Origin of the sequence: Streptomyces sp. NBC_00210 (genome assembly GCF_045160975.1) — a bacterium.
Classification (GTDB): domain Bacteria; phylum Actinomycetota; class Actinomycetes; order Streptomycetales; family Streptomycetaceae; genus Streptomyces.
The window spans coordinates 4,946,507-4,966,633 of record NZ_CP108120.1 but is presented as its reverse complement, the minus strand read 5'-3'; the positions used below and the strand labels follow the sequence as shown (position 1 = coordinate 4,966,633).

14 protein-coding genes are annotated in these 20,127 nt (G+C 68.2%); 7 read left to right on the top strand and 7 right to left on the bottom strand.

Annotated elements, in window-relative coordinates:
* The first annotated feature begins 208 nt into the window (after window positions 1-208).
* On the top strand, window positions 209-418 hold the full coding sequence (locus tag OG729_RS22635; RefSeq protein ID WP_360867635.1) for a DUF397 domain-containing protein: 210 nt from the start codon (window positions 209-211) through the stop codon (window positions 416-418).
* A gap of 218 nt (window positions 419-636) precedes the next feature.
* Here OG729_RS22635 and OG729_RS22630 read toward each other — a convergent pair whose 3' ends face one another.
* Window positions 637-1,476 (bottom strand): hypothetical protein, encoded by an 840-nt coding sequence (locus OG729_RS22630; RefSeq protein ID WP_405807872.1) that lies wholly within the window; start codon window positions 1,474-1,476, stop codon window positions 637-639.
* A gap of 108 nt (window positions 1,477-1,584) precedes the next feature.
* Here OG729_RS22630 and OG729_RS22625 point away from each other — a divergent pair, with 108 nt between their 5' ends.
* The 3 genes from OG729_RS22625 (at window position 1,585) to OG729_RS22615 (ending at window position 5,594) form a co-directional block, all read left to right on the top strand.
* Window positions 1,585-2,781, top strand: a complete 1,197-nt coding sequence (locus OG729_RS22625; RefSeq protein WP_405807871.1) for an FG-GAP-like repeat-containing protein — start codon at window positions 1,585-1,587, stop codon at window positions 2,779-2,781.
* Between the two features lie 113 nt (window positions 2,782-2,894).
* Complete coding sequence (locus OG729_RS22620) at window positions 2,895-3,677, top strand: SDR family oxidoreductase (RefSeq protein WP_405807870.1); 783 nt, start codon at window positions 2,895-2,897, stop codon at window positions 3,675-3,677.
* A 318-nt stretch (window positions 3,678-3,995) separates the two neighbouring features.
* On the top strand, window positions 3,996-5,594 hold the full coding sequence (locus OG729_RS22615) for a sodium:solute symporter family protein (RefSeq protein WP_405807869.1): 1,599 nt from the start codon (window positions 3,996-3,998) through the stop codon (window positions 5,592-5,594).
* 99 nt (window positions 5,595-5,693) lie between these two features.
* Here the strand turns inward: OG729_RS22615 and OG729_RS22610 are convergent, their stop codons facing one another.
* The 6 genes from OG729_RS22610 to OG729_RS22585 all read right to left on the bottom strand — a co-directional run bounded on the left by OG729_RS22610 (window position 5,694) and on the right by OG729_RS22585 (window position 13,954).
* Window positions 5,694-6,809, bottom strand: coding sequence for an ADP-ribosylglycohydrolase family protein (locus OG729_RS22610; protein WP_360867649.1), 1,116 nt, complete (start codon window positions 6,807-6,809; stop codon window positions 5,694-5,696).
* 108 nt (window positions 6,810-6,917) lie between these two features.
* Window positions 6,918-9,296 (bottom strand): tetratricopeptide repeat protein, encoded by a 2,379-nt coding sequence (locus OG729_RS22605; RefSeq protein ID WP_405807868.1) that lies wholly within the window; start codon window positions 9,294-9,296, stop codon window positions 6,918-6,920.
* A gap of 5 nt (window positions 9,297-9,301) precedes the next feature.
* Window positions 9,302-11,890, bottom strand: coding sequence for a bifunctional FO biosynthesis protein CofGH (locus OG729_RS22600; protein ID WP_405807867.1), 2,589 nt, complete (start codon window positions 11,888-11,890; stop codon window positions 9,302-9,304).
* 89 nt (window positions 11,891-11,979) lie between these two features.
* On the bottom strand, window positions 11,980-12,327 hold the full coding sequence (locus OG729_RS22595; RefSeq protein WP_360867658.1) for a hypothetical protein: 348 nt from the start codon (window positions 12,325-12,327) through the stop codon (window positions 11,980-11,982).
* Window positions 12,328-12,404: 77 nt separating this feature from the next.
* Entirely contained in the window at window positions 12,405-12,992 is a 588-nt protein-coding gene (locus OG729_RS22590; protein WP_405807866.1) for a Uma2 family endonuclease, read from the bottom strand.
* 50 nt (window positions 12,993-13,042) lie between these two features.
* Window positions 13,043-13,954 carry a hypothetical protein gene (locus OG729_RS22585; protein ID WP_405807865.1) on the bottom strand — a complete coding sequence of 304 codons (912 nt, stop codon included), beginning with the start codon at window positions 13,952-13,954 and terminating at the stop codon, window positions 13,043-13,045.
* Between the two features lie 353 nt (window positions 13,955-14,307).
* Here OG729_RS22585 and OG729_RS22580 point away from each other — a divergent pair, with 353 nt between their 5' ends.
* Genes OG729_RS22580 through OG729_RS22570 form a run of 3 tightly spaced genes read left to right on the top strand, consistent with a single transcriptional unit; the run spans window position 14,308 to window position 20,125 of the window.
* Window positions 14,308-14,790 carry an SseB family protein gene (locus OG729_RS22580; RefSeq protein WP_360867667.1) on the top strand — a complete coding sequence of 161 codons (483 nt, stop codon included), beginning with the start codon at window positions 14,308-14,310 and terminating at the stop codon, window positions 14,788-14,790.
* Window positions 14,787-15,434 carry a hypothetical protein gene (locus OG729_RS22575; protein WP_405807864.1) on the top strand — a complete coding sequence of 216 codons (648 nt, stop codon included), beginning with the start codon at window positions 14,787-14,789 and terminating at the stop codon, window positions 15,432-15,434. The genes OG729_RS22580 and OG729_RS22575 overlap by 4 nt, the downstream gene beginning before the upstream one ends.
* Window positions 15,434-20,125: a putative T7SS-secreted protein gene (locus OG729_RS22570; protein WP_405807863.1), complete on the top strand. Its 4,692-nt coding sequence runs from the start codon at window positions 15,434-15,436 to the stop codon at window positions 20,123-20,125. Before OG729_RS22575 ends, OG729_RS22570 begins: the two co-directional genes overlap by 1 nt.
* The last annotated feature ends 2 nt before the right edge of the window (window positions 20,126-20,127 follow it).

The window sequence follows — 20,127 nt, the reverse complement described above, 5'->3', positions numbered from 1 at the left end:
AAAGCCCTGCAAAAAGACCCTCAGAAGGGTCTCGGCCACGAGGGAGGCCGCACGGTACACCCGCGCCCCCTCGCGGCGGAAGACTCATGTGGAATATGCCATCCGGTCGAGTGAACACCCGCCTCAGGTGCCAAGGGTGACTAGTACCTTCGATCACGCCAGCAAGAACGTTGGCGCACATCACACCACTCGCCGAAGCGGAGCAAACATGGCAATCATTGAGGGTGCCACGGAATCCTGGACGAAGTCCTCGTACTCCGGTGGAAACGGCGCTTGCGTAGAGGTCAAGTCCCCCGTCGTGGCGGCGATTGCCGTGCGGGACTCCAAAGTTCCGGCAGGGCCGTCGATCAAATTCGTTCCCCAGTCGTGGAACTCCTTCGTGAACGAAGTGGCGCAGGGCGCGTTCGATCTCGGCTGAACAAAAAGCCGAAGAGCCCGCGAGGAAGTTCAGCGAAAAGCACCACGAACGAACGCAGCGCAGAGCACCATTGAACAGCGCACCACCCACCGGAGCCCTCTCGACTGGTCCGCCGTCCCGGCCGAGGGGGCTCGGCCATGCCCCCACGGCCATCCCCCACCCGCTTCCGTCAAGCACCGCCCCGCAAGCCGCCGTCCCGCTGCGGATCCACGCCCCTCTCAGCGCAGTTGATCGACGTAGCGGTCGGTTCCGGGAACCGTCGGGATGAAGGGAGCCACCAGCTCAACCCGCCCGAGCCCCGATTCGACGACCGCTGCGTCGAGTCCGGCGAACGCAGACTCCCAGCGCTCCCTCGGGTCCTCCTCGAGGAACCACAGCAGCGTCAGCCGGGTGTCCACGCCCTCCACCTGCTTCACATAGCTCATCCGGTCGCCCGGCAGCGGCGTCGGCCTGAAGACGGTCACCATCGCCGTGCACGAGCCGGCCAGGCGCTTGGGCAGATGTCTCGTACGCAGCCACTCCAGCAACTCCGCCCGCTGCTCGGGCCCGTCGGCGTCGATCACCTCGACCACCAGGCCCGCGTACGGATGATCCAGCGCGTGAAAGTCGCGCGGTCCTGCCGCGCCGTCGCGGTAGACGGTCGCCTCGTGGTCCTGGAAGGCCGTGAAGACATGGGTACGGTCCTGGTAGACGCGCGCGTCCCGGTTCAGCCGCCTGTTGATGCCGACGGTCCACTTCATATGGTCGGCGTAGCGGCCTTCGGTGATCCAGTACGTGGAGATGTAGCAGCCTGCCGTGACGGGCTGGGCCACCACCGACTTCTCCGGGTAGCGCAGCTCCCGGAGGTCTCTGGTGGCGACCCAGCGCCGTCCCGCGTACATCCAGGGCATCGCCATCGCGCCCGCGTAGTAGTGGTCGTCCTCGTACCAGCGGTTGTACGCGTACTCATGGCCGGGATGCGGTTCGACCATGGTGATCAGGGCGTGACCGGGTCGCACGCCGTACGGCCCCACGCCCGCCAGTTCGGCGTACACCTCGCTGCGCGTGTCTTTTGTCATCCCTCCGGTGTATCTGATGATGCGTCAGTTGGGGAGGGGGAGAACAACCTTATCGAGCCCTGAACAGTCGACAGGTGCATGAAGAGAATAAGACGTGGCATCACCGCGATGGCAGGCCTCGTGATGGCCGGCCTGATGACGACTGCGCTGCCCACACAGACGGCGCAGGCGGTGCAGGCGGCGACCGGTGCCGACCGCTGCCCGACGGGGTACTTCTGCGGTTTCACCGGAGATCACGGCGACGGCACCATGTTCAAGACGAACACGAACATGCCGACGCTCGGGACCTGGGACAACAAGATCCGCTCGTTCACCAACCGCGGATCGCAGTTCGCCTGCCTCTACACCGAGCCGAACTACTCACTCGCCGGCGAGGACGCCTCGTACTGGACGGAGCGGCCCGCCGGCACCGGCGAATACCACTGGTCCCTGAGCCTCGACCGCCGCATCAGCTCGATCAAGTGGGTCAGGACCGAGCGCGAGTGCTCGCAGGACGCCTACCCGCGCTGGCACCTCCCGTTCCCCGATCCAGCACCCAACAAGGCCGGATTCGGCGACCTCGACGGCAACCTCAGCTCCGACGTCCTCGTACGTGACGCGGTCGGGCGGCTCTGGTTCCTGCCGGGTGACGACTCGGGCCGACTGGTCGGCAGCGGCTGGAACGCCATGACCGCGCTGACCCGGCACGGCGATCTGTCCGGCGACGGCCACGAGGATCTGCTGGCGCGCGACAGGAGCGGCACGCTCTGGCTCTACCCGGGGCGCGGCAACGGCACCTTCGCGGCCCGCACCTCCGTGGGCTCCGGCTGGAACGCGATGACGGCCATCAGGGCGGCCGGTGACCTGACCGGCGACGGGCGGGGCGACCTGCTCGCTCGCGACCGCGACGGAAGGCTCTGGGTGTATCCCGGCCGCGGCAACGGCACCTTCGGTGCGCGCAAGTCCCTTGGCACCGGCTGGAACGCGATGAACTACCTCATCGGCCCCGGCGACCTGAACCGGGACGGTCGTGCCGATCTGCTCGCCCGTGACACCTCCGGACAGCTCTGGAACTACCCCGGGCGCGGCAACGGCACCTTCGGAGCCCGCAAGGCGCTCGGCGGCGGGTGGCAGGTCATGCAGACCCTGATCGCCGTGGGCTCGGTCGACAGCGACGACGGCAACGACCTGCTGGCCGTCACCAACGAGACGTACCAAGGAGGCCGTCCTGGCGTGCTGTTCCTCTACCGGGGCGGCTACAACGGCACCTTCGGGAGGGCGCTGAATCTCAACGAGGACTGGTGGGGGCTGAACGGCGTGTACTGACGCCGGTCTTCCCTCCTCGGCATCCGGCCCGTACTCTGACGCACCGTCAGATACGGGCCGGACCCGTGTCCAACGGACCTGCGCCGAACGGACCTGTACCGAAGGAGCGCGCCATGCTGCTGCAGGGGAAGACAGTGATCGTCTCCGGTGTAGGGGCCGGACTCGGGCATCAGATCGCGGCGACGGTCGTACGGGACGGGGGCAACGCGGTCCTCGGTGCGCGAACCGAGGAGAATCTCGCCAAGTCGGCCGGCGAGATCGACCCGGCCGGCACCCGCACCGCATACCGCGCCACCGACATCACCGACGAGACGCAGTGCCAGGCACTGGCCGCGCTCGCACAGGAGCGCTTCGGGCGGATCGACGCGGTGGCCCATGTCGCCGCCCGGGACAGCTACTTCGGGGGCCTGGCGGACGCGGACTTCGAGACCTGGCAGGGCGTCATCGATGTGAATCTGCTGGGCACGCTGCGGATGACCAGGGCCTGCCTGCCGGCGCTGAAGGAGCGGGGCGGCTCGGTCGTCATCATCGGCACACAGTCGGCGGTGGCCGCGCCCTCGCAGGTGTGGCAGGCGGCGTACGCGGCGTCCAAGGGAGCGCTGACCTCGGCGATGTACTCGATGGCGCGGGAGCTGGGTCCGGATCGGATCCGGGTGAACACCGTGCTGCCCGGCTGGATGTGGGGGCCGCCCGTCCAGGCGTACGTCCAGTTAACCGCGCACACCGAGGGCGTACCGGAGAACGAGGTGCTCGGGCGGCTCACCGAGCGGATGGCGCTGCCCGAGCTGGCCACGGACACAGATGTGGCGGAGGCAGTGACCTTCCTGGCCTCCGACCGGGCCCGGGCGATCACGGGTCAGTCGCTGCTGGTCAACGCCGGTGAGCTGATGCGGTAGCGCTCACCGTCCGGGCTCAACTCCCCCGCCTCCTCGGCCTCAACTCCCGCGCCTCCTCGGTCTCGACTCCCCTGCTCCTCGGGCTCAACTCCCCTGCCTCCTCGGGCTCAACTCCCCTGCCTCCTCGGGCTCTTCCACCGGCCGCACGGACAATCCCCCCGTGCGGCCCTTTTTCACCCTCGCGTTGACTACATATGTGAATGGAGGTCAACAACTCGAACATTTTTACTCGCTCTTGACCTCTCGGGTCGTTGTCGTGACCGCTCGCCTGGCCACACCATGAACGGCGTTCACAAGGCGGACCCCAGGAGGGGGCACATGAACAGTCTCGACTGGACCGTGCTCATCGGATACTTCGGTGTGATGGTCGCGATCGGACTCTGGTCCCACAAGCGCGTCGACAACGTAAGCGACTTCTTCACCGCCGGCGGCAAGATGCCCTGGTGGCTGTCGGGCATCTCGCACCACATGTCCGGCTACAGCGCTGTGATGTTCACCGGCTACGCGGGCATCGCCTACAAGTACGGTGTCACGTCCTTCGTGACCTGGTCGCTCCCGATCGCCATCGGCATCTTCATCGGCGCGAAGCTCTTCGCCCCGCGGCTGAACCGGCTGCGCTCCAAGCTGCATGTCGCATCACCGCTGGAGTATCTGAAGACCCGCTACAACCTGAAGACGCAGCAGGCCCTCGCCTGGTCCGGACTGCTGCTGAAGATCGTGGACGTGGGCGCCAAGTGGGCCGCCATCGCCACCCTGTTGTCCGTCTTCACCGGCATCTCGCTCAACCAGGGCATCCTGATCACCGGTGTCATCACCGGCGTCTACTGCACGGTCGGCGGCCTGTGGGCGGACGCCCTGACCGAGCTCGGGCAGTTCATCATCCAGTTGCTGGCCGGTCTCGCGATGCTGATCGCCGTCATGGGCAAACTCGACGGCTTCAGCACCCTGTGGACGGTGTGGGACAAGCCGGAGCTGCAGGGCCACACGGACGCCACCGCCGGGCCCTACACCGTGACGTTCCTGCTCGCGTTCCTCTTCATCAAGACCTTCGAGTACAACGGCGGCATGTGGAACCAGGCGCAGCGCTATATGGCGACCGCCAACGCCCGCGAGGCCACCCGCTCGGCGCGGCTCTCCTCGATCCTGTGGTTCGTGTGGCCGCTGGTCCTCTTCTTCCCGATGTGGTGCGCCCCGCTGCTCGTGGAGGCGAAGAAGCCGGACGCCTCCGACTCGTACGCCCTGATGACCGAACAGCTGCTGCCGCACGGTCTGCTGGGCCTGGTCATCGTGGGCTTCTTCTCGCACACCATGGCCATGTGCTCCTCCGACGCCAACGCGATCGCCGCGGTCTTCACCCGGGACATCGCGCCGGTCCTCTCCAAGAAGGCCCGGGGCTGGTCGGAGCGGGTGGGTCTGATCGCCGCCCGGGTATCCACGATCTCCTTCCTGGCGCTGTCGATGGCGATCGCGACCCAGGTCAACTCGCCCACGTTCAAGGACATCATCACCGTCGTGATCAAGTGGGTGGCCGGACTGATGGGACCCATCGCGATCCCGTTCATGCTCGGCCTGCTGCGGCCGTTCCGTAAGTCGGGACCGACTGCGGCACTCACCAGCTGGGCGGCCGGCCTGATCGCCTTCTTCTTCCTCAACTACGAGATCGACGGCACGGCCAGGACCGATGTGGCCCTGCAGTACCAGGTCTCCGTACCGCTGGCGATCTCGCTCGTGCTCTACATCGTCATCGGCATCGTCAAGCCGGAGGACACCCCCGAACGGGACGCGGTCATCGCCCGGATCAACTCGGACGACGACGGTCCCGGCGGGGCGGGGCCGGCAGCGGCAACCGTGCCGGCGCCTGCCGAGCCCGCGCCCGCGGAGGCGAAGGTGCTGGGCCGCGAGGGCGCGGACGGCTGACGCTGTGCCCGCGCGAGGGCCCGGCTCCCCAGGGGTCCCGGGGGCGGAGGGGTTCCAGGGGTGGAGCCGGGCCCTCGTCCGATCGTCAGGTGCGCCGCGTCAGCTGCGCGGGTAGCGGGCCAGCCAGCCGGGAGAGGCGACCGTGGGGCCGTGCAGGGCCGGGCCCTGGGTCATCTCCATCGCGAAGTCGTCGGCGAGCTCCAGGATGGTCGGGCGGCCCTCCAGCTCGCAGAGCCAGGCGGGCGGCAGCGCCGTCTCGCCGTGCAGCGCGCCGAGCAGCGCGCCGGTCACGGCACCGGTGGTCTCCGAAGGCCCGTCGTGGTTGACGGCAAGACGCAGGCCGTGCCGGATGTCCTCGCCGACGAGGGCGCAGTAGACGGCGATGCCGAGGGCGTCCTCGGCGTGATACCCCTCGCCGAGCGAGGCGATCCTGGCGGGGCTCGGAATGCCCTGGCGTACGGCGCCGAGCGCCTGCTGCAGGGCGTCCGTGACCGGCTGGTGCCCGGGGCGCGCGGCCAGCAGCGCGAGCGCCCGCTGCACGGAGCCGTCGAGCGTCTCGCCACGGGCAAGACCGTGCACGATCACCGCGAAGGCGCCCGCCGAGAGATACGCGGTGGGATGGCCGTGCGTCTGGGCCGCGCACTCCACGGCCAGCTGGCACACCAGCTGCGGCTCCCAGCCCACCAGCAGCCCGAACGGCGCGGAGCGCACCATTGCGCCCGCGTCCCGCGCGGCGGGGTTCTTGGGCGCTTCGAGAGTGCCCATGGTCTCGTCGCCGAGCCCGATGAGGCAGGCCGGGGCGGGATCGCGGCGGGTGTAGAGCCACTCCTCACGGGCGAGCCAGCCGTTGTCCTTGCGGCGCTCGTCGGGACCCCAGTCGCGCTGGGTCGCGGCCCATCTCAGATAGGCCCGGTGCACATCGGTGGGCGGATGCCAGGCGCCGGTGTCCCGGCGGACCTGGGCGCGGATCAGCCCGTCGACGGTGAAGAGGGTCAGTTGCGTGGCGGCGGTGACGGCTCCGCGGCGCCCGTGCGCGGGCACGAGGTCGGCGAGACCGTCCGGGCCGTGGGCCGCGCGTATCTCCTCCACGGTGAGCGCCGCGACGCCGACGCCGAGCGCGTCGCCGATGGCACCACCGAGCAGGGCGCCGCGCACACGGGCACGGAAATCCTGCTGCTCCGCCCGGCCCCAGACGGCTGTGGCTGTTGCGCTCACCGCACGCCCTCCCTGGACGTCGAACGTATGCCTGGCGCAGCACTGTAATCGAACGCGGAGGGCGGAGTCCTCCGCCGCCGGACAGGGGCCGAAGTGTGGCCTGTCCGGTTACGAAGCAGGCGGGGGCGGTACCAGCCGCTCACGATGGGCCGCCGCCCAGCTGTAGGACGGGTTCAGGACAAGCGCACGGTCGAGATCGGCCAGCGCCTCGGCGCGTCTGCCCAGCGCCTCATTCGCCATCGCCCGGCTGCCCAGGGCCCAGGCATACGCAGGGTTGAGCTCGAGCGCCCGGTCGTAGTGGGCGATCGCCTCCTCGTAGCGGCCCATGAACCGGTAGGCGTCGCCGCGCTCGCCCACCGTCGCCGCGGTGTCCGGCGCCAGGCGGTCCGCCCGGTCGATGTCGGCCAGCGCCCCCTCGATGTCGTCGACCCGCAGCCGGACATGGGCCCGCTGCACCAGGGCCCAGACGTACTCGTCCCACAGCTCGATCGCCCGGTCCAGGTCCACCAGCGCCTCGGCCTGCTGCCCCTGCTGGTACTTGGCCTGGCCGCGGCTGCCGTGGGCCCGGTAGTCGTCGGGGTTCAGGGCGAGCGCCCGGTTCAGCTCCGCCATCGCCTCGGCCAGACGACCCGCGCGCCGATAGGTCTCCCCGCGTTCGCGCACCGCCACCGACCAGTCGGGGATCAGCTCCTCGGCCCGGTCCAGATCCTCCAGCGCCCGCTCGAACTCCCCCATGGCCCGGTAGGTGATCGCACGTCCCTGATACGCCCAGGGATCGTCCGGGGCGAGGGCGATCCCCTGCCGGTAGTCGGCGAGCGCCTCCTCGTACGCCTCGACACGGAACAGCTGCCAGCCGCGGGCGAGATATGCGTCCGCCCGGCCCCGGGTGTCCAGCTCGGAACGGCCGAGCAGCAGGCCCAGCACCCGTACGGCGCCACGCCGTTCATCGGCGAGCTCAGCGACGCACGCACGCCCCCAGGCCCGCAGCTCGTCCGTACCGCTGTCCTCACCGGCCTCGGTGACGGCCCGCGCCCAGCGGCGCGCGACAACCACGCCCTCGCGGCAGGCCGCGACCCCGTCACGCAGCACAGCCGGCAGTGCCGACCTCGGCCGGGCGCACAGCAGGTGGTACGTCTCCTCAATGCGCGCCGCGCGCCAGGGCTCCGTCGCCCACAGCGTCAGAGTGGAGATGCCGTCACCCGCCTCCGCGCACCGGGCCGCGAACACCTCGGCAAGGCGGGTGTGCGCGGCGGTCCACCGCTGCGGCGAGCCGGTGCGCCGCAGCCGCAGCATCGGGACCCGTACCACGTCGTGGTACTGGGCCCGGCCGCCGCGTTCGCTGACGAACGGCAAAGACCGCACCCAGCCGTACAGGCCCGCGGCTTCCTCATCCGCTCCGGCACGGAACAGGTCTTCGTCGAGGCGGCGCGGCAGGGCGCCGTCGAGCGCGGCCGAGCGTCGAACCGTGTCCTCCTCCCATTTCAGAAACCGTTCCACGGCGGTGGCGCTCGGGTCGTCGACCGCGCCCGGGTTCTCCGCAAGCGTGGACACCAGAACCGGCAGCCGCCCCGAGAGCTGAAGCACTTCTCGTACGACCGGCTCGTCCACCACACCCTTGGCGGTGAGGAGTTGGCGTGCCTCGGTCTCGGTGAAGGGCCCGAGAGGGAGGTCGGTGATGAAGTCGACGCAGTCGGCCCAGCGGACCGGGTCGAAGGGGTGCTGACCGGCGGTGGTGACGACAACGTTCGCGGGCAGCGATCCGTACCGCTCGGTCGTGAGCAGATCGCGCAGCCAGCCGTCGAGGAAAGGCCCCGTGCGCTCGTAGGTGTCGAAAAACAGCGCGATCCACGGAGCGCGGTCCGCGACCCGTTCCAGCTCGGAGACGAGGACGGGGGTGAGGGACCGGAGCGGATCCAGGACGAGCTGCACATCGTCGTGGTTGCGAAAGCGCGCACTGAGCGCGGCACGCAGCTTGTCGGTGCCCTGGGCGACTTGGGCGGGGTCGACGGCACCAGCCATCGCCCCGACGCCCGGGAGGAGCCCGAGCCCGGCGAGACCCGCGCGGGCGGCGGCGAGCGATGCGGCGGACGGCTCCTGGGAGGCCGGGTCCGGCGCCGGGGCAAGTGCCTCAGCCTCGTACCGCCGCTGCCGATAGGTCGCCAGCATCCGGGCCAGCCCCTTGAGCGGGTGGCCCTGCCGCTCGAACCGTTCGCACAGGGCGGCCAGCGCCTCCGGGACACTGTTGACCGTCTCGTCGACGTACGCCGTCAACGCCCCGCGGTCACGCGCCGCGTCCTCCAGCCGGCGTACGAGGGAGGTCTTGCCGACGCCGGCATTGCCGTGGATGTGGAAGATGAACCGGTGCCGCTCGTCCTCCGGCGGGATGTCGAAATTCCCCCGGAACAGGGCCAGTTCGTCACGTCGCCCCACAAAGCGCATCCGGCGCTTGAAGAGTTCCTGCATCGAAGGACGCGCACTCCCAGCCATGCGGGTCAGTCTGGCAGCACGGGCAGCAGCTCCGGCAGGTGCCCGTCCGACGCGGCCGCGGCCTGCTGCCGCTCCTCGGGCACCTCGCCGTACAGGGTCGTACGCGGCTTCGCCGGCCGTCCGGCCGCCTCCGCGATGGCCACGAGGTCCTGGACGGAGCGGTACGAGCCGTAACTCGAGCCCGCCATACGGGAGATGGTCTCCTCCATCAGCGTGCCGCCGAGGTCGTTGGCACCGGAGCGGAGCATCTCGGCCGCGCCATCCGCCCCCAGTTTCACCCAGCTGGTCTGGATGTTGGTGATGTGCGGGTGGAGAAGGATGCGGGCCATGGCGGTGACCGCGCGGTTGTCGCGGACGGTCGGCCCCGGGCGGGCGATGCCCGCGAGGTAGACGGGCGCATTGGTGTGGATGAAGGGCAGCGTCACGAACTCGGTGAACCCACCGGTCTCCTGCTGGATCCGGGCCAGCGTCCGGAAGTGGCCGAGCCAGTGCCGGGGCTGGTCCACATGCCCGTACATCATCGTCGAGCTCGACCGGATGCCGAGCTCGTGCGCGGTCTTGACGACCTCGATCCAGGTGGCGGTGGGCAGCTTGCCCTTGGTGAGGATCCAGCGGACTTCGTCGTCGAGGATCTCGGCAGCCGTGCCGGGGATGGAGTCGAGCCCGGCTTCCTTGGCTGCGGTGAGCCACTCGCGGATCGAAAGCCCGGTGCGGGTCGCTCCGTTGACGACCTCCATGGGCGAGAAGGCGTGCACATGCATGCCGGGGACGCGGCTCTTCACGGCGCGCGCGATGTCGAAGTACGCGGTGCCCGGCAGATCCGGGTGGATGCCGCCCTGCATGCAGACCTCGACCGCACCGACGTCCCAGGCCTGCGCGGCCCGGTCCGCGACCTGGTCGAGGGACAGGGTGTACGCGTCGGCGTCCGTACGCCGCTGGGCGAAGGCGCAGAAGCGGCAGCCGGTGTAGCAGACGTTGGTGAAGTTGATGTTGCGCGTGACGACGTACGTGACGTCGTCGCCTACGACGTCACGGCGCAGCTCGTCCGCGATACGGGTGAGCGCGTCCAGCGCGGGCCCGTCCGCGTGGAGGAGGGCGAGGGCTTCGTCGTCGGTGAGCCTCGTCGGATCGTCCGCGGCCTGCTTGAGAGCCCCTCGTACGTCGGTGTCGATCCGGGAGGGCACCATGCCGGGCTGGGCGGCCTCGCGCAGGGCCTCCCAGTCGCCGTAGACCTCGTCGAAGTCGTCGCGCCGGTCGGAGGTACGGCCGGCGGTGTCGATGGTCCGGTGCAGATCGGTACGACCGGCGGCGGTGAACCCCTCGTCGGGCTCCTGCCAGGGCAGGCCTTCGGGCTTCACATCGCGGGCGAGTCCGGTGTCGGCGTCCGCCAGCGCACGCACATGCGGCAGCAGCCGGGGATCCAGCCAGGGCTCGCCGCGCTGTACGAACTCAGGGTAGACGCAGAGACGTTCCTCAAGACGGAAGCCTGCCGCCGCGGACTGCTCGGCGAGCTCGTCGATCTGCGGCCAGGGCCGCTCGGGGTTCACATGGTCGGGCGTGAGGGGCGAGACCCCGCCCCAGTCGTCGATCCCGGCCCCGATGAGCCGCGCGTACTCGCCCGCCACCAGGTTCGGCGGAGCCTGCAGACAGGCCGAGGGCCCCATGATGTGCCGCGCGACGGCGACGGTGGCGACCAGCTCGTCCAGCTCGGCGTCGGGCATACCGCGCATCGCCGTGTCCGGCTTGGCGCGGAAGTTCTGCATGATCAGTTCCTGGATCCCGTGGTACGCCCGGGAGATGCGCCGCAACGCGAACAGCGAATCCGCGCGCTCCTCGTACGTCTCGCCGATCCCGATCAGCAGGCCGGAGGTGAAGGGCACGGAGGAGCGCCCCGCGTCCTCGAGCACCCTGAGCCTGACGGCCGGCTCCTTGTCCGGGGATCCGTAATGCGGCCCGCCCGGCTCGCTCCACAGCCGTGTCGCCGTGGTCTCCAGCATCATGCCCATGGACGGCGCCACGGGCTTGAGCCGCTGGAAGTCGGTCCAGGTCATGACACCGGGGTTGAGATGCGGCAGCAGCCCGGTCTCCTCCAGGATGCGGATCGCGATGGCCCGTACGTACGCGATGGTGTCGTCGTACCCGTGCGCGTCCAGCCACTCCCGCGCCTCGGGCCAGCGGTCCTCGGGCTTGTCGCCGAGCGTGATGAGCGCTTCCTTGCAGCCGAGCGCGGCCCCGCGGCGGGCGATGTCCAGGACTTCGTCCGGCGACATGAACATCCCGTGCCCGGCGCGCCGCAGCTTGCCAGGGACGGTGACGAAGGTGCAGTAGTGGCACTTGTCACGGCAGAGCCGGGTGAGGGGGATGAAGACGCTCTTCGAGTACGTGATGACACCGGGGCGCCCCGCGGCCTCCAGCCCGGCATCCCGCACGCGCGCGGCGGACGCGGCGAGGTCTTCGAGCTCGTCGCCCCGCGCCTGCAGCAGCACGGCGGCCTCGGCGACGTCGAGGGCAACCCCGTCCCTGGCGCGCTTGAGGGCTCGGCGCATGGCGTTGGCGGTGGGCCGTACGGGGCGTCCGGGCTGGTGATCCGTCATGAATCGAGCATACGAGCGCGCGGGGCGGGGAAATAGCTGGCCTCGGGCGGGCCCCGGCCCGGCTGGAGCCCTCCGGGGGCTCCGAGCGATCACGCCATGGCGAGGATCGCCGTCGCCGTGGTGATCTGCAGCGTGAGCTGGGTGAGGACGAGCGTTTTCCGCAAGCGCCTCGCCCAACCAGCCGTTGAGATCACGATCACTGCCGCGACTCCCGCCGCGGCACTCCCCCAGAACGCGTACCAGGCCACGTTGCCCAGCATGTTGTAGCCGGGGGCGCACTCCTCCCCGTAGCCGAGACAACGACCGAAACGTTCGGACATCAGGACAGGCAGCCACGCAAGGAGGGCAGTCGGGAACAGCGTCACCAGACCCAGATAGGCGGGACGGTGCCATTGCCGGTCACTGGTCTGGCTGCGGAGGGGCAGAGCGTCATTCATGTCCTCCAGTTCGCCACGGGCCGCCGCCTGTGAGATCCGTTCAGCTACTCATCCGCGTACTCGACTCCGTACCCAGGTCAGTCGGCGTAGTCCTTGAGCTTCTGCGTCTCCAGGGTGATTCCGACCGGGTCGGGGAGCTCGACAACGGCGCCGAAGGGGCGCGTGGTGATGCTTCGGTACGAGCCGCCCTCGGGCTCGGCATGGACGGTGACCGAGCAGGTTTCACGGTCGACGAGAAGGTAGAGGGGGATACCGGCTGCCGCGTAGCCGTCGGGCTTCTCGACGCGGTCGCGCTTGTCGGTGTCCGGGTCGTGCGAGGTGACCTCGACGGTCATCAGGACGCCGTCGGGCGCTGCCCACTCGCCCTGCGGAACGAAGTGGTCGATAGGCGCGAGAGCGCCGTCCGGACGGGCCCGCCCCCTGCGATACGTCTCGACCTTCAGGCCCTGCTCGGGGTAGAGGCGATGATCGGGCAGGTGCTGCATGCACTGTTCGAGGAGCCACATCACGATGGCTCCGTGGACACCATCCGGCACGGGCTTGACCTGGACCTTCCCCTGAATGAACTCCAGCCGCACCATCTCTGGCGAACGGCGGGCGAGTTCCTCGAACTCCTCGACCGACATCTGGGGCCGGGACGGCCGGGGGGTGGTCCTGGGGGTCATGGCGTCGCCTCCTCCCCTCCATGGTGCCCTGACCGGCGCATCCTGCACGCTCATCCGCGCCCCCTCGGGGGCAGTCCAGCAGCGATGCGTGCGGCGTCGGCGTGCGCGGCCACGTCCGCCGGGCGCGGGCCGGGGCGGAAAGTGGCCGGGATGTCGTCCTCGTCCTCGCTGCGGCAGGCCTCGCACATGCCGTTGATCAGCGGCTCGTCCTCCTCGGTCGTGTCGCAGAACATGCAGACCATGACGCTGCGCAGCACGGTCTCGCGCTCGCGGGCGGGCTTGGGCGGCATCTTGTCCTCCAGTCGTCGTTTCGCGATCCCGGCAGGGTTGTGGATCGCGTCGGGCAGTCCGTCAGTGAGCGCACGGATCAGGTGCTTCACGCTCGCGCCGTACTCCAGCCAGGTCGCGGCAAGGGGATCCAGCCGCTCACAGTCGGCGGCGGAGAGGGTCATCCGGTGGTCGGTACGGCCGAGAGCGGCGAGGGTTCGGTAGGCGGCGGTGCGCTCCGGTGCGGACTCGGCCTCGGCGGTCGCGGCGGCCGGCTCGTCGTCCGGGGCGTCGAGCATCACGCCTCGTACGCTCCGGCAGAACTCCTGCCACCAGGCGGCACTGCGAGCGGTCCGCGACCAGTACGTACGCGTCACCCAGCGCACCCCGTCGTCGCGGACCACTTGCTCTTTGATCCGGCGCAGATTGCCCGCGTTCGTAAGTGCCTTGAGAGCACTGCGGATCGCCGCCTGGCCGTAGCCCGCGATGTTTTTGGCAAGGGTCTTGTGGTCCATCGCCGCGCCCTCGGGGAGTCGGTCGATGAACGCGGCGACGGCCGCTTCCCGCTTGGGCAGATGTGCGAAGTCACCGCGGCGGCGCGGGGCTTGATCGGGCGCGGGGCGCTTGCCGTAGCCCGGGCCGGCCATGGGGTGTGCGGGCGTGGGGAGGGCACAGCTAGAGTTGAGGTAAGCCACGAGATCGGGTCCTTGTCGATCTTGGAGGTCAGACCCCGGCCGGTGTTCCAGCACCTGTCGGGGTTGTTTATTGCTGCGAACGCTAGAGGCATATGACAGCGCGTGGCAAGTTGAACACCCAAAGTCAACACCTCTGGGCACTGAGGGAGTTGGGGAGGGTGGGTGGGTTCAATCCACCAACCATTCCTCACAAAGAGGGCTCGGAGCTCGGAGCTCAACCCAACGGCCGAGCTGAGCCGAGCCGGATCCCGGCCTGGGGCAATCGAGGTTCGCAGCTTGCGTGTTCGATATGCCGCGACTCTCCCCCTTTCTCTGTTGCTTACGAAAAAAATGTTCGTGGCACCATGCCGGGCATGACCAGCAACGGGGACGGCATATCGGGTCCCGAACGGCCCTTGAGACTCACCGATTTGGCCGATTCAGTAACAGATTCACCTGCCCTGGGAGCGGCGCCGACAGTTCCCCCTGAGGATCAACTCGCTGCGGCTCGCAGAGAGTTTGCAGTGTTGCTCGGGGAATTCCGGCGCACTGCTGTGCTGGTGCCGATCGACCCGCACGGGAGCCTGTGGACCGCGGACCAGGGCGGGGTTCGCTGGATCTGTGCCTTCTCGGACGAAGAGGCGCTGGCACGGTTTGCACGGGCGCAGGGGGACGCCGAGCGCGAGTGGACGTACCAGACGATCCTGGGCGCGCGGCTGCTGGATGTGATGGTGCCGATGCTGTCGGGACCAGCAGGCGTGGCACTCGACGCGGGCAGTGACGAAGGCATGTTGTTCCCGCCGGTGCAGGGCATCGTGCCGGACGCGGCGGCGGTGGACCTCGGGGGGATGGAATGAGCGGAAGCGATCCTGATCTCGCGGCGCCGGAAGTGGCGCTGGCCGCCATTGCGGCGGGCATCAACTTGGCGCATGCCGAGTTGAAGGACCTCGGGATGATCGGCGAGGCGTCGACCGGGCGGGGTTTCTCAGATCTTGCGTTGTCGGGCATGGAGTTGGGGCACAGCGGGCTGACCGCGGAGTTCCAGACGTTCTGTGATCGCTGGGAGTGGGGCGTACGAGCGCTGACCTTGCGCGGGAATGCCTTTGCGCAGGGGGTGGGTCTGTCGGCCGGCTCGTTCGCCGAGCAGGAGCAGTACATCAAGGACTCGATCAAGATCGGCGTGAACTCGGTCAACGGGAACCCGCACTTGAGCGAGGACGACGTCAAGGCGATGAGCTGGGACAAGATCAGCACCCAGTCCGCGTTCGACGGTGCGGACTGGAGCGCCGAGTCCTTCTCCAAGGCCCAGAAAGAGGTCAACCAGACCTGGAAGAACACCGGGTACGACGTGATGGACGCGCAGATGGACTCGATGGAGCGCTCGGGTCTGATCGACCCGAAGATTCGTGACGCGATGGACGAGCAGATGCGCGAGACATTCGATCCGTCGGAGGAAACGATCGCGCAGGCTGAGCAGCCGCGGTGGGGGGAGCACGACTGATGCCGGACTGGGGAGGGTGGGTCGACAAGGGCGTTGATTTTGTCGACAAGGGGATCGGCAAGGCCAAGGAGAAGGTCGGCGAGGGTGTCGACTGGGCAACGGACAAGGTCGGTGACGGTCTTGACCACATGGGCCAGCACAAGTTGGCGGACGTGGTCGAGGACTGGGGCGACGAGACCGCCTCATCGCTGGGCGCGGAAGTCGGTGAGCAGCAGCTCGGCGAAACCGAGGAAGCGAATGAGCTGATCCACGGCAATCCCGGGAAGATCGCCGAGTCGGTGAAGAACCTGCGGGACTTCCAGTTGGCGTTCGACCTGGTCGGCGCCGGGATGAAGAGACTCGACTCCAGCAACTGGAAGGGCGAGGCGGCCGACACCTTCCGGGAGAAGTTCCAGACGCTGCCCACCGACTGGCTGCACGCGGCCGATGCCTTTGAGGACGCCGCCAAGGCTCTCGAGACGTACTCCAAGGCGATCACCGGCGCACAGGGCAAGGCAAAGGAAGCGATCGCCCTGTACAAGGAGGGCGACAAGGCCTCCAAGAAGGCCGTGGACGCGCACAACAAGAAGGTCGACGCCTACAACGCCGCACGCACCAGCGACAACCCGCTGCCCAAGCCGGATGAGTTCTCCGACCCGGGCACGGCCAAACGCGAGCGGGCGCAGGAAATCCTCAAAGAGGCGCGCAGCCACCGCAACGAAGCTGCCGAGACCGCGAAGACGGCCGTCACCGCGGCGATGGCGCACGCCCCCAAGGAACCCACCGGCCGCAAAAAGCTCGAGCTCGAGCTCATGGACTACAGCCTGGGCCAGAGCTTCGAGCTCGCGCACTTCGGCGGCGGCATCGTCAAGGGCACGGCCGGGCTCCTCAACTTCGTCCGCTCGGTCAACCCGATCGACCCGTACAACCTGACCCACCCGGCGGAGTACTACAAGGGCCTCAACATGACGCTCGCCGGGCTGGCGTCCACGGTCGCCAACCCGGACCGTGCGCTGAAGAACGCGTGGGATGCGGCAAAGGGCGACCCGTCCGAGTTCCTCGGCCGTCTCGTCCCCGAACTCATCGGCACCAAGGGCGCGGGCGGCCTCAAGGGACTGCTGCGCAGCGGCGCGAAGGACCTTGCCGAGCACCCGCCCGGCAAGGGTCGTCTCGGCCACGACAAGGACCCCCACGGCAACGGCAAGAAGTGCAGCGAGACGAAGTGCGAGGGCGACCCCGTCGATGTCGCGACCGGGCGGATGCTCCTGCCGCAGACGGACATCGCGCTGCCGGCCTCACTGCCCATGGTGTTCCGGCGCACCTTCGACTCCTCGTACCGCGCCGGCGGCTGGTTCGGCCCGACCTGGTCAAGCACAGTGGACCAGCGCCTGGAGATCGACTCCGAGGGCGTGGTGTTCAGCTGCGACGAGGGCAGCCTGCTGGCGTATCCGCATCCTGCGCCCGGTGTCCCCGTCATGCCCACGCATGGCCGCCGCTGGCCCCTGGACCGGGTGAACGACGGCTACACCGTCACCGACCCCGACACCGGCCAGGTGTGGCATTTCGTCGACCACACCGCCGAACTGGCGCTTCTTGCCCAAATCGACGACCGCAACGGCCGCTACATCAGTTTCGAGTACGACGACACCGGCGCCCCGACGTCGATCGTGCATCACGGCGGCTACCACCTGAAACTCACCACGAGCGACGGCAGGGTCACTGCCCTTCATCTCGCCGGAGCGGCTGCCGACGGCACCGACCAGGAGATCCTCCGCTACGGCTACACGCACGGCCATCTCACCGAAGTCACCAACTCCTCAAACCGACCCCTGTGCTTCGGCTACGACGAGCACGGCCGCATCACCTCGTGGACCGATACCAACGGCAGCCACTACGACTACGTCTACGACGACCTCGGCCGTTGCGTATACCAGTCGGGCACGAACGGGCATGTCGAATCCCGTTTCACGTGGGACGACAGGGACCCGGACACCGGTCTGCGTATAACGTCCATCACCAACGGACTGGGCCACACCAAGAGGTTCGTGATCAACGAACGCTCCCAGGTCGTCGCCGAGATCGACGCAGTAGGCGCGGTAACCCGCTTCGAATACGACCGCTACAACCGCCTCCTGACCCGCACCGACCCCCTCGGTCGTGCCACACGCTTTGCCTACGACCAGGCTGGTGAACTCACCACTGTGGTGCGTCCCGACGGGCAGGAATCGCACACGGAGTACAACGAGCTCGGACTCCCAGTGCGCCTCACCAGGCCCGACCGGACATCGATCCGGCAGCAGTACGACGAACGCGGCAACCCCACGAGCGTGACCGACCCGACCGGGGCCGTCACGTACTACGCGTACGACGAGGCCGGGCACTCAACGGCTGTCACCGACCCGCTCGACAACACCAGCCACATCCGCAGCAACCCTGCCGGCCTGCCGATCGAGATCTCCGACCCCTTGGGCGCAACGACCCGCATCGAACGGGACGCCTTCGGCCGTCCCATCGCCCTCACGGACCCGCTCGGCAACACCACCCGTCTCGAATGGACCCCAGAGGGCAGTCTCGCGCGCCGCATCGAGGCGGACGGCACCGAGCAGTCATGGACGTACGACGGCGAGGGCAACTGCACTACTCACACAGACGCCATGGGCGCGGTGTCCCGCTTCGAGTACACCCATTTCGACCTCGTGAAGGCTCGAACAGGCCCGGACGGCGTGCGGTACGAGTTCACCCACGACCACGAGCTCCGGCTGACCCAGGTACTCAATCCCCAAGGCCTAACCTGGAGCTACGAGTACGACGCAGCCGGCCACCTCATATCCGAGACGGACTTCGACGACCGGACACTCACATACACCCGGGACGCGGCGGGCCGACTCATCGCTCGGACCGATGCACTCGGCCAGACGATCCGCTACGAGCGCGATGAACTGGACCGAACCGTCATCAAGGACGCCGCTGGGACGGTCACGACCTTCGCATACGACATCTTCGATCAACTCGCCGAAGCGACCAATCCCGACGCAACCATCACCTACCTACGCGACCGCTACGGCCGACTCATCTCCGAAACGGTCAACGGCCGAACCACCACCTTCGAATACGACAAGCTCGGACACCGCACGAGCCGGACAACACCGAGCGGAGCAGTCAGCACCTGGACCTACGACGCAGCAGGCAGGCGCACCTCACTCACCGCCTCAGGGCGCACGCTCACCTTCGAACACGACGCAGCAGGCCACGAGATCTCCCGTCACATTGGCCAAACCATTAGCCTGACATCCCAGTTCGACAGAATGGGGCGCCTCACCAGCCAACGAGTTCACGGCGCGGGCCGCAGCATCCAACGTCGCGACTACACCTACCGCCCCGACGGTCACCTCACCGGCCTCGAAGACCAGCTCTCCGGCAGCAAAGCCTTCGAGGTCGACCTGGCCGGTCGCGTCACTGCCGTCCGCGCCGCGAACTGGACGGAGCGTTACGCGTACGACGAGGCAGGCAACCAGACCTCGGCCTCCTTGCCGACCTCCCACTCGGATTCCGACGTCGCCGCAGGCGCGCGCACGTACGCGGGCACACGTATCACCGCCGCCGGGGGCATCCGGTACGACCACGATGCCCAGGGCCGCGTCACCCTCAGACAGAAATCCCGCCTCTCGCGCAAGCCGGACACCTGGCACTATGCATGGGATGCGGAAGACCGCCTGGTTGGTGTCACCACCCCGGACGGCACCGTCTGGCGCTACCTGTACGACCCACTGGGCCGCCGCATTGCCAAGCGTCGGCTCGCACCCGCTGGCGACAAGGTGCTGGAAGAGGTGATCTTCACGTGGGTGGGGGCCACACTCTGCGAACAGACGACAGTATCGGACGAGTTGCCAAATCCGGTCACTGTCACATGGGACCACCAGGGCCTGCACCCCCTGACCCAGACGGAACGCATTCTCTCCGCCTCCCAGGAGGAAATCGACAGCCGTTTCTTCTCGATCGTCACGGACCTGGTGGGCACCCCCACCGAACTCGTCGACGAGCAGGGCGACATCGTCTGGCGGACCCGTTCCACGCTCTGGGGTACGACGACCTGGAACCGCGGCGCATCGGCGTACACACCCCTTCGCTTCCCCGGTCAGTACTTCGACCCCGAATCAGGGCTTCACTACAACGTCTTCCGTCATTACGACCCGGAAGCCGGGCGCTACCTCTCACCTGATCTGCTCGGCTTGGGCCCCGCTCCAAACCCGACCACATACGTCCACAACCCGCTCACGTGGTCGGACCACCTGGGTCTCGCACCGGATGAATGCAAGGTCACTGTCTACCGGAAGCAGACCACGCACCCGCTCAGCCAGCGCGTGCATGTCGATGAAAACGGCAATGTGACAATCACCGGGAAGAACCAGCTCTACCTGAACATGAGCGGCAAAATAGAACACACACTCGAATTCCGTGGCGACAGCGGGCAGATCGTTTCGTTCGACGTCCCCAAGAGCTATGTCGACGAGGTTCGGAAGTGGGCCGTACCTCAGGAAATGCCTCGCGATCTCGATTTCACCAAGGCCGAATGGAAGGAAGTGAAGAAGTACTATCCGGAGATCTCGGACCCAACCAAGGGGACAGATCTCTACGGAATGCCGGGCTCGTTGCTACAGGACTTGAAAGACAACATAATTCCCGGTTCTGGTAAGATCGTCCAGGATCACTAACA

Coding starts and splice junctions, on each gene's coding strand:
- OG729_RS22620 (WP_405807870.1), top strand. CDS start 2,895: ATGCTGCTGCAGGGGAAGACAGTGATCGTCTCCGGTGTAGGGGCCGGA.
- OG729_RS22630 (WP_405807872.1), bottom strand. CDS start 1,476: ATGACAAAAGACACGCGCAGCGAGGTGTACGCCGAACTGGCGGGCGTG.
- OG729_RS22615 (WP_405807869.1), top strand. CDS start 3,996: ATGAACAGTCTCGACTGGACCGTGCTCATCGGATACTTCGGTGTGATG.
- OG729_RS22600 (WP_405807867.1), bottom strand. CDS start 11,890: ATGACGGATCACCAGCCCGGACGCCCCGTACGGCCCACCGCCAACGCC.
- OG729_RS22635 (WP_360867635.1), top strand. CDS start 209: ATGGCAATCATTGAGGGTGCCACGGAATCCTGGACGAAGTCCTCGTAC.
- OG729_RS22625 (WP_405807871.1), top strand. CDS start 1,585: ATGGCAGGCCTCGTGATGGCCGGCCTGATGACGACTGCGCTGCCCACA.
- OG729_RS22580 (WP_360867667.1), top strand. CDS start 14,308: ATGACCAGCAACGGGGACGGCATATCGGGTCCCGAACGGCCCTTGAGA.
- OG729_RS22590 (WP_405807866.1), bottom strand. CDS start 12,992: ATGACCCCCAGGACCACCCCCCGGCCGTCCCGGCCCCAGATGTCGGTC.
- OG729_RS22570 (WP_405807863.1), top strand. CDS start 15,434: ATGCCGGACTGGGGAGGGTGGGTCGACAAGGGCGTTGATTTTGTCGAC.
- OG729_RS22595 (WP_360867658.1), bottom strand. CDS start 12,327: ATGAATGACGCTCTGCCCCTCCGCAGCCAGACCAGTGACCGGCAATGG.
- OG729_RS22605 (WP_405807868.1), bottom strand. CDS start 9,296: ATGGCTGGGAGTGCGCGTCCTTCGATGCAGGAACTCTTCAAGCGCCGG.
- OG729_RS22575 (WP_405807864.1), top strand. CDS start 14,787: ATGAGCGGAAGCGATCCTGATCTCGCGGCGCCGGAAGTGGCGCTGGCC.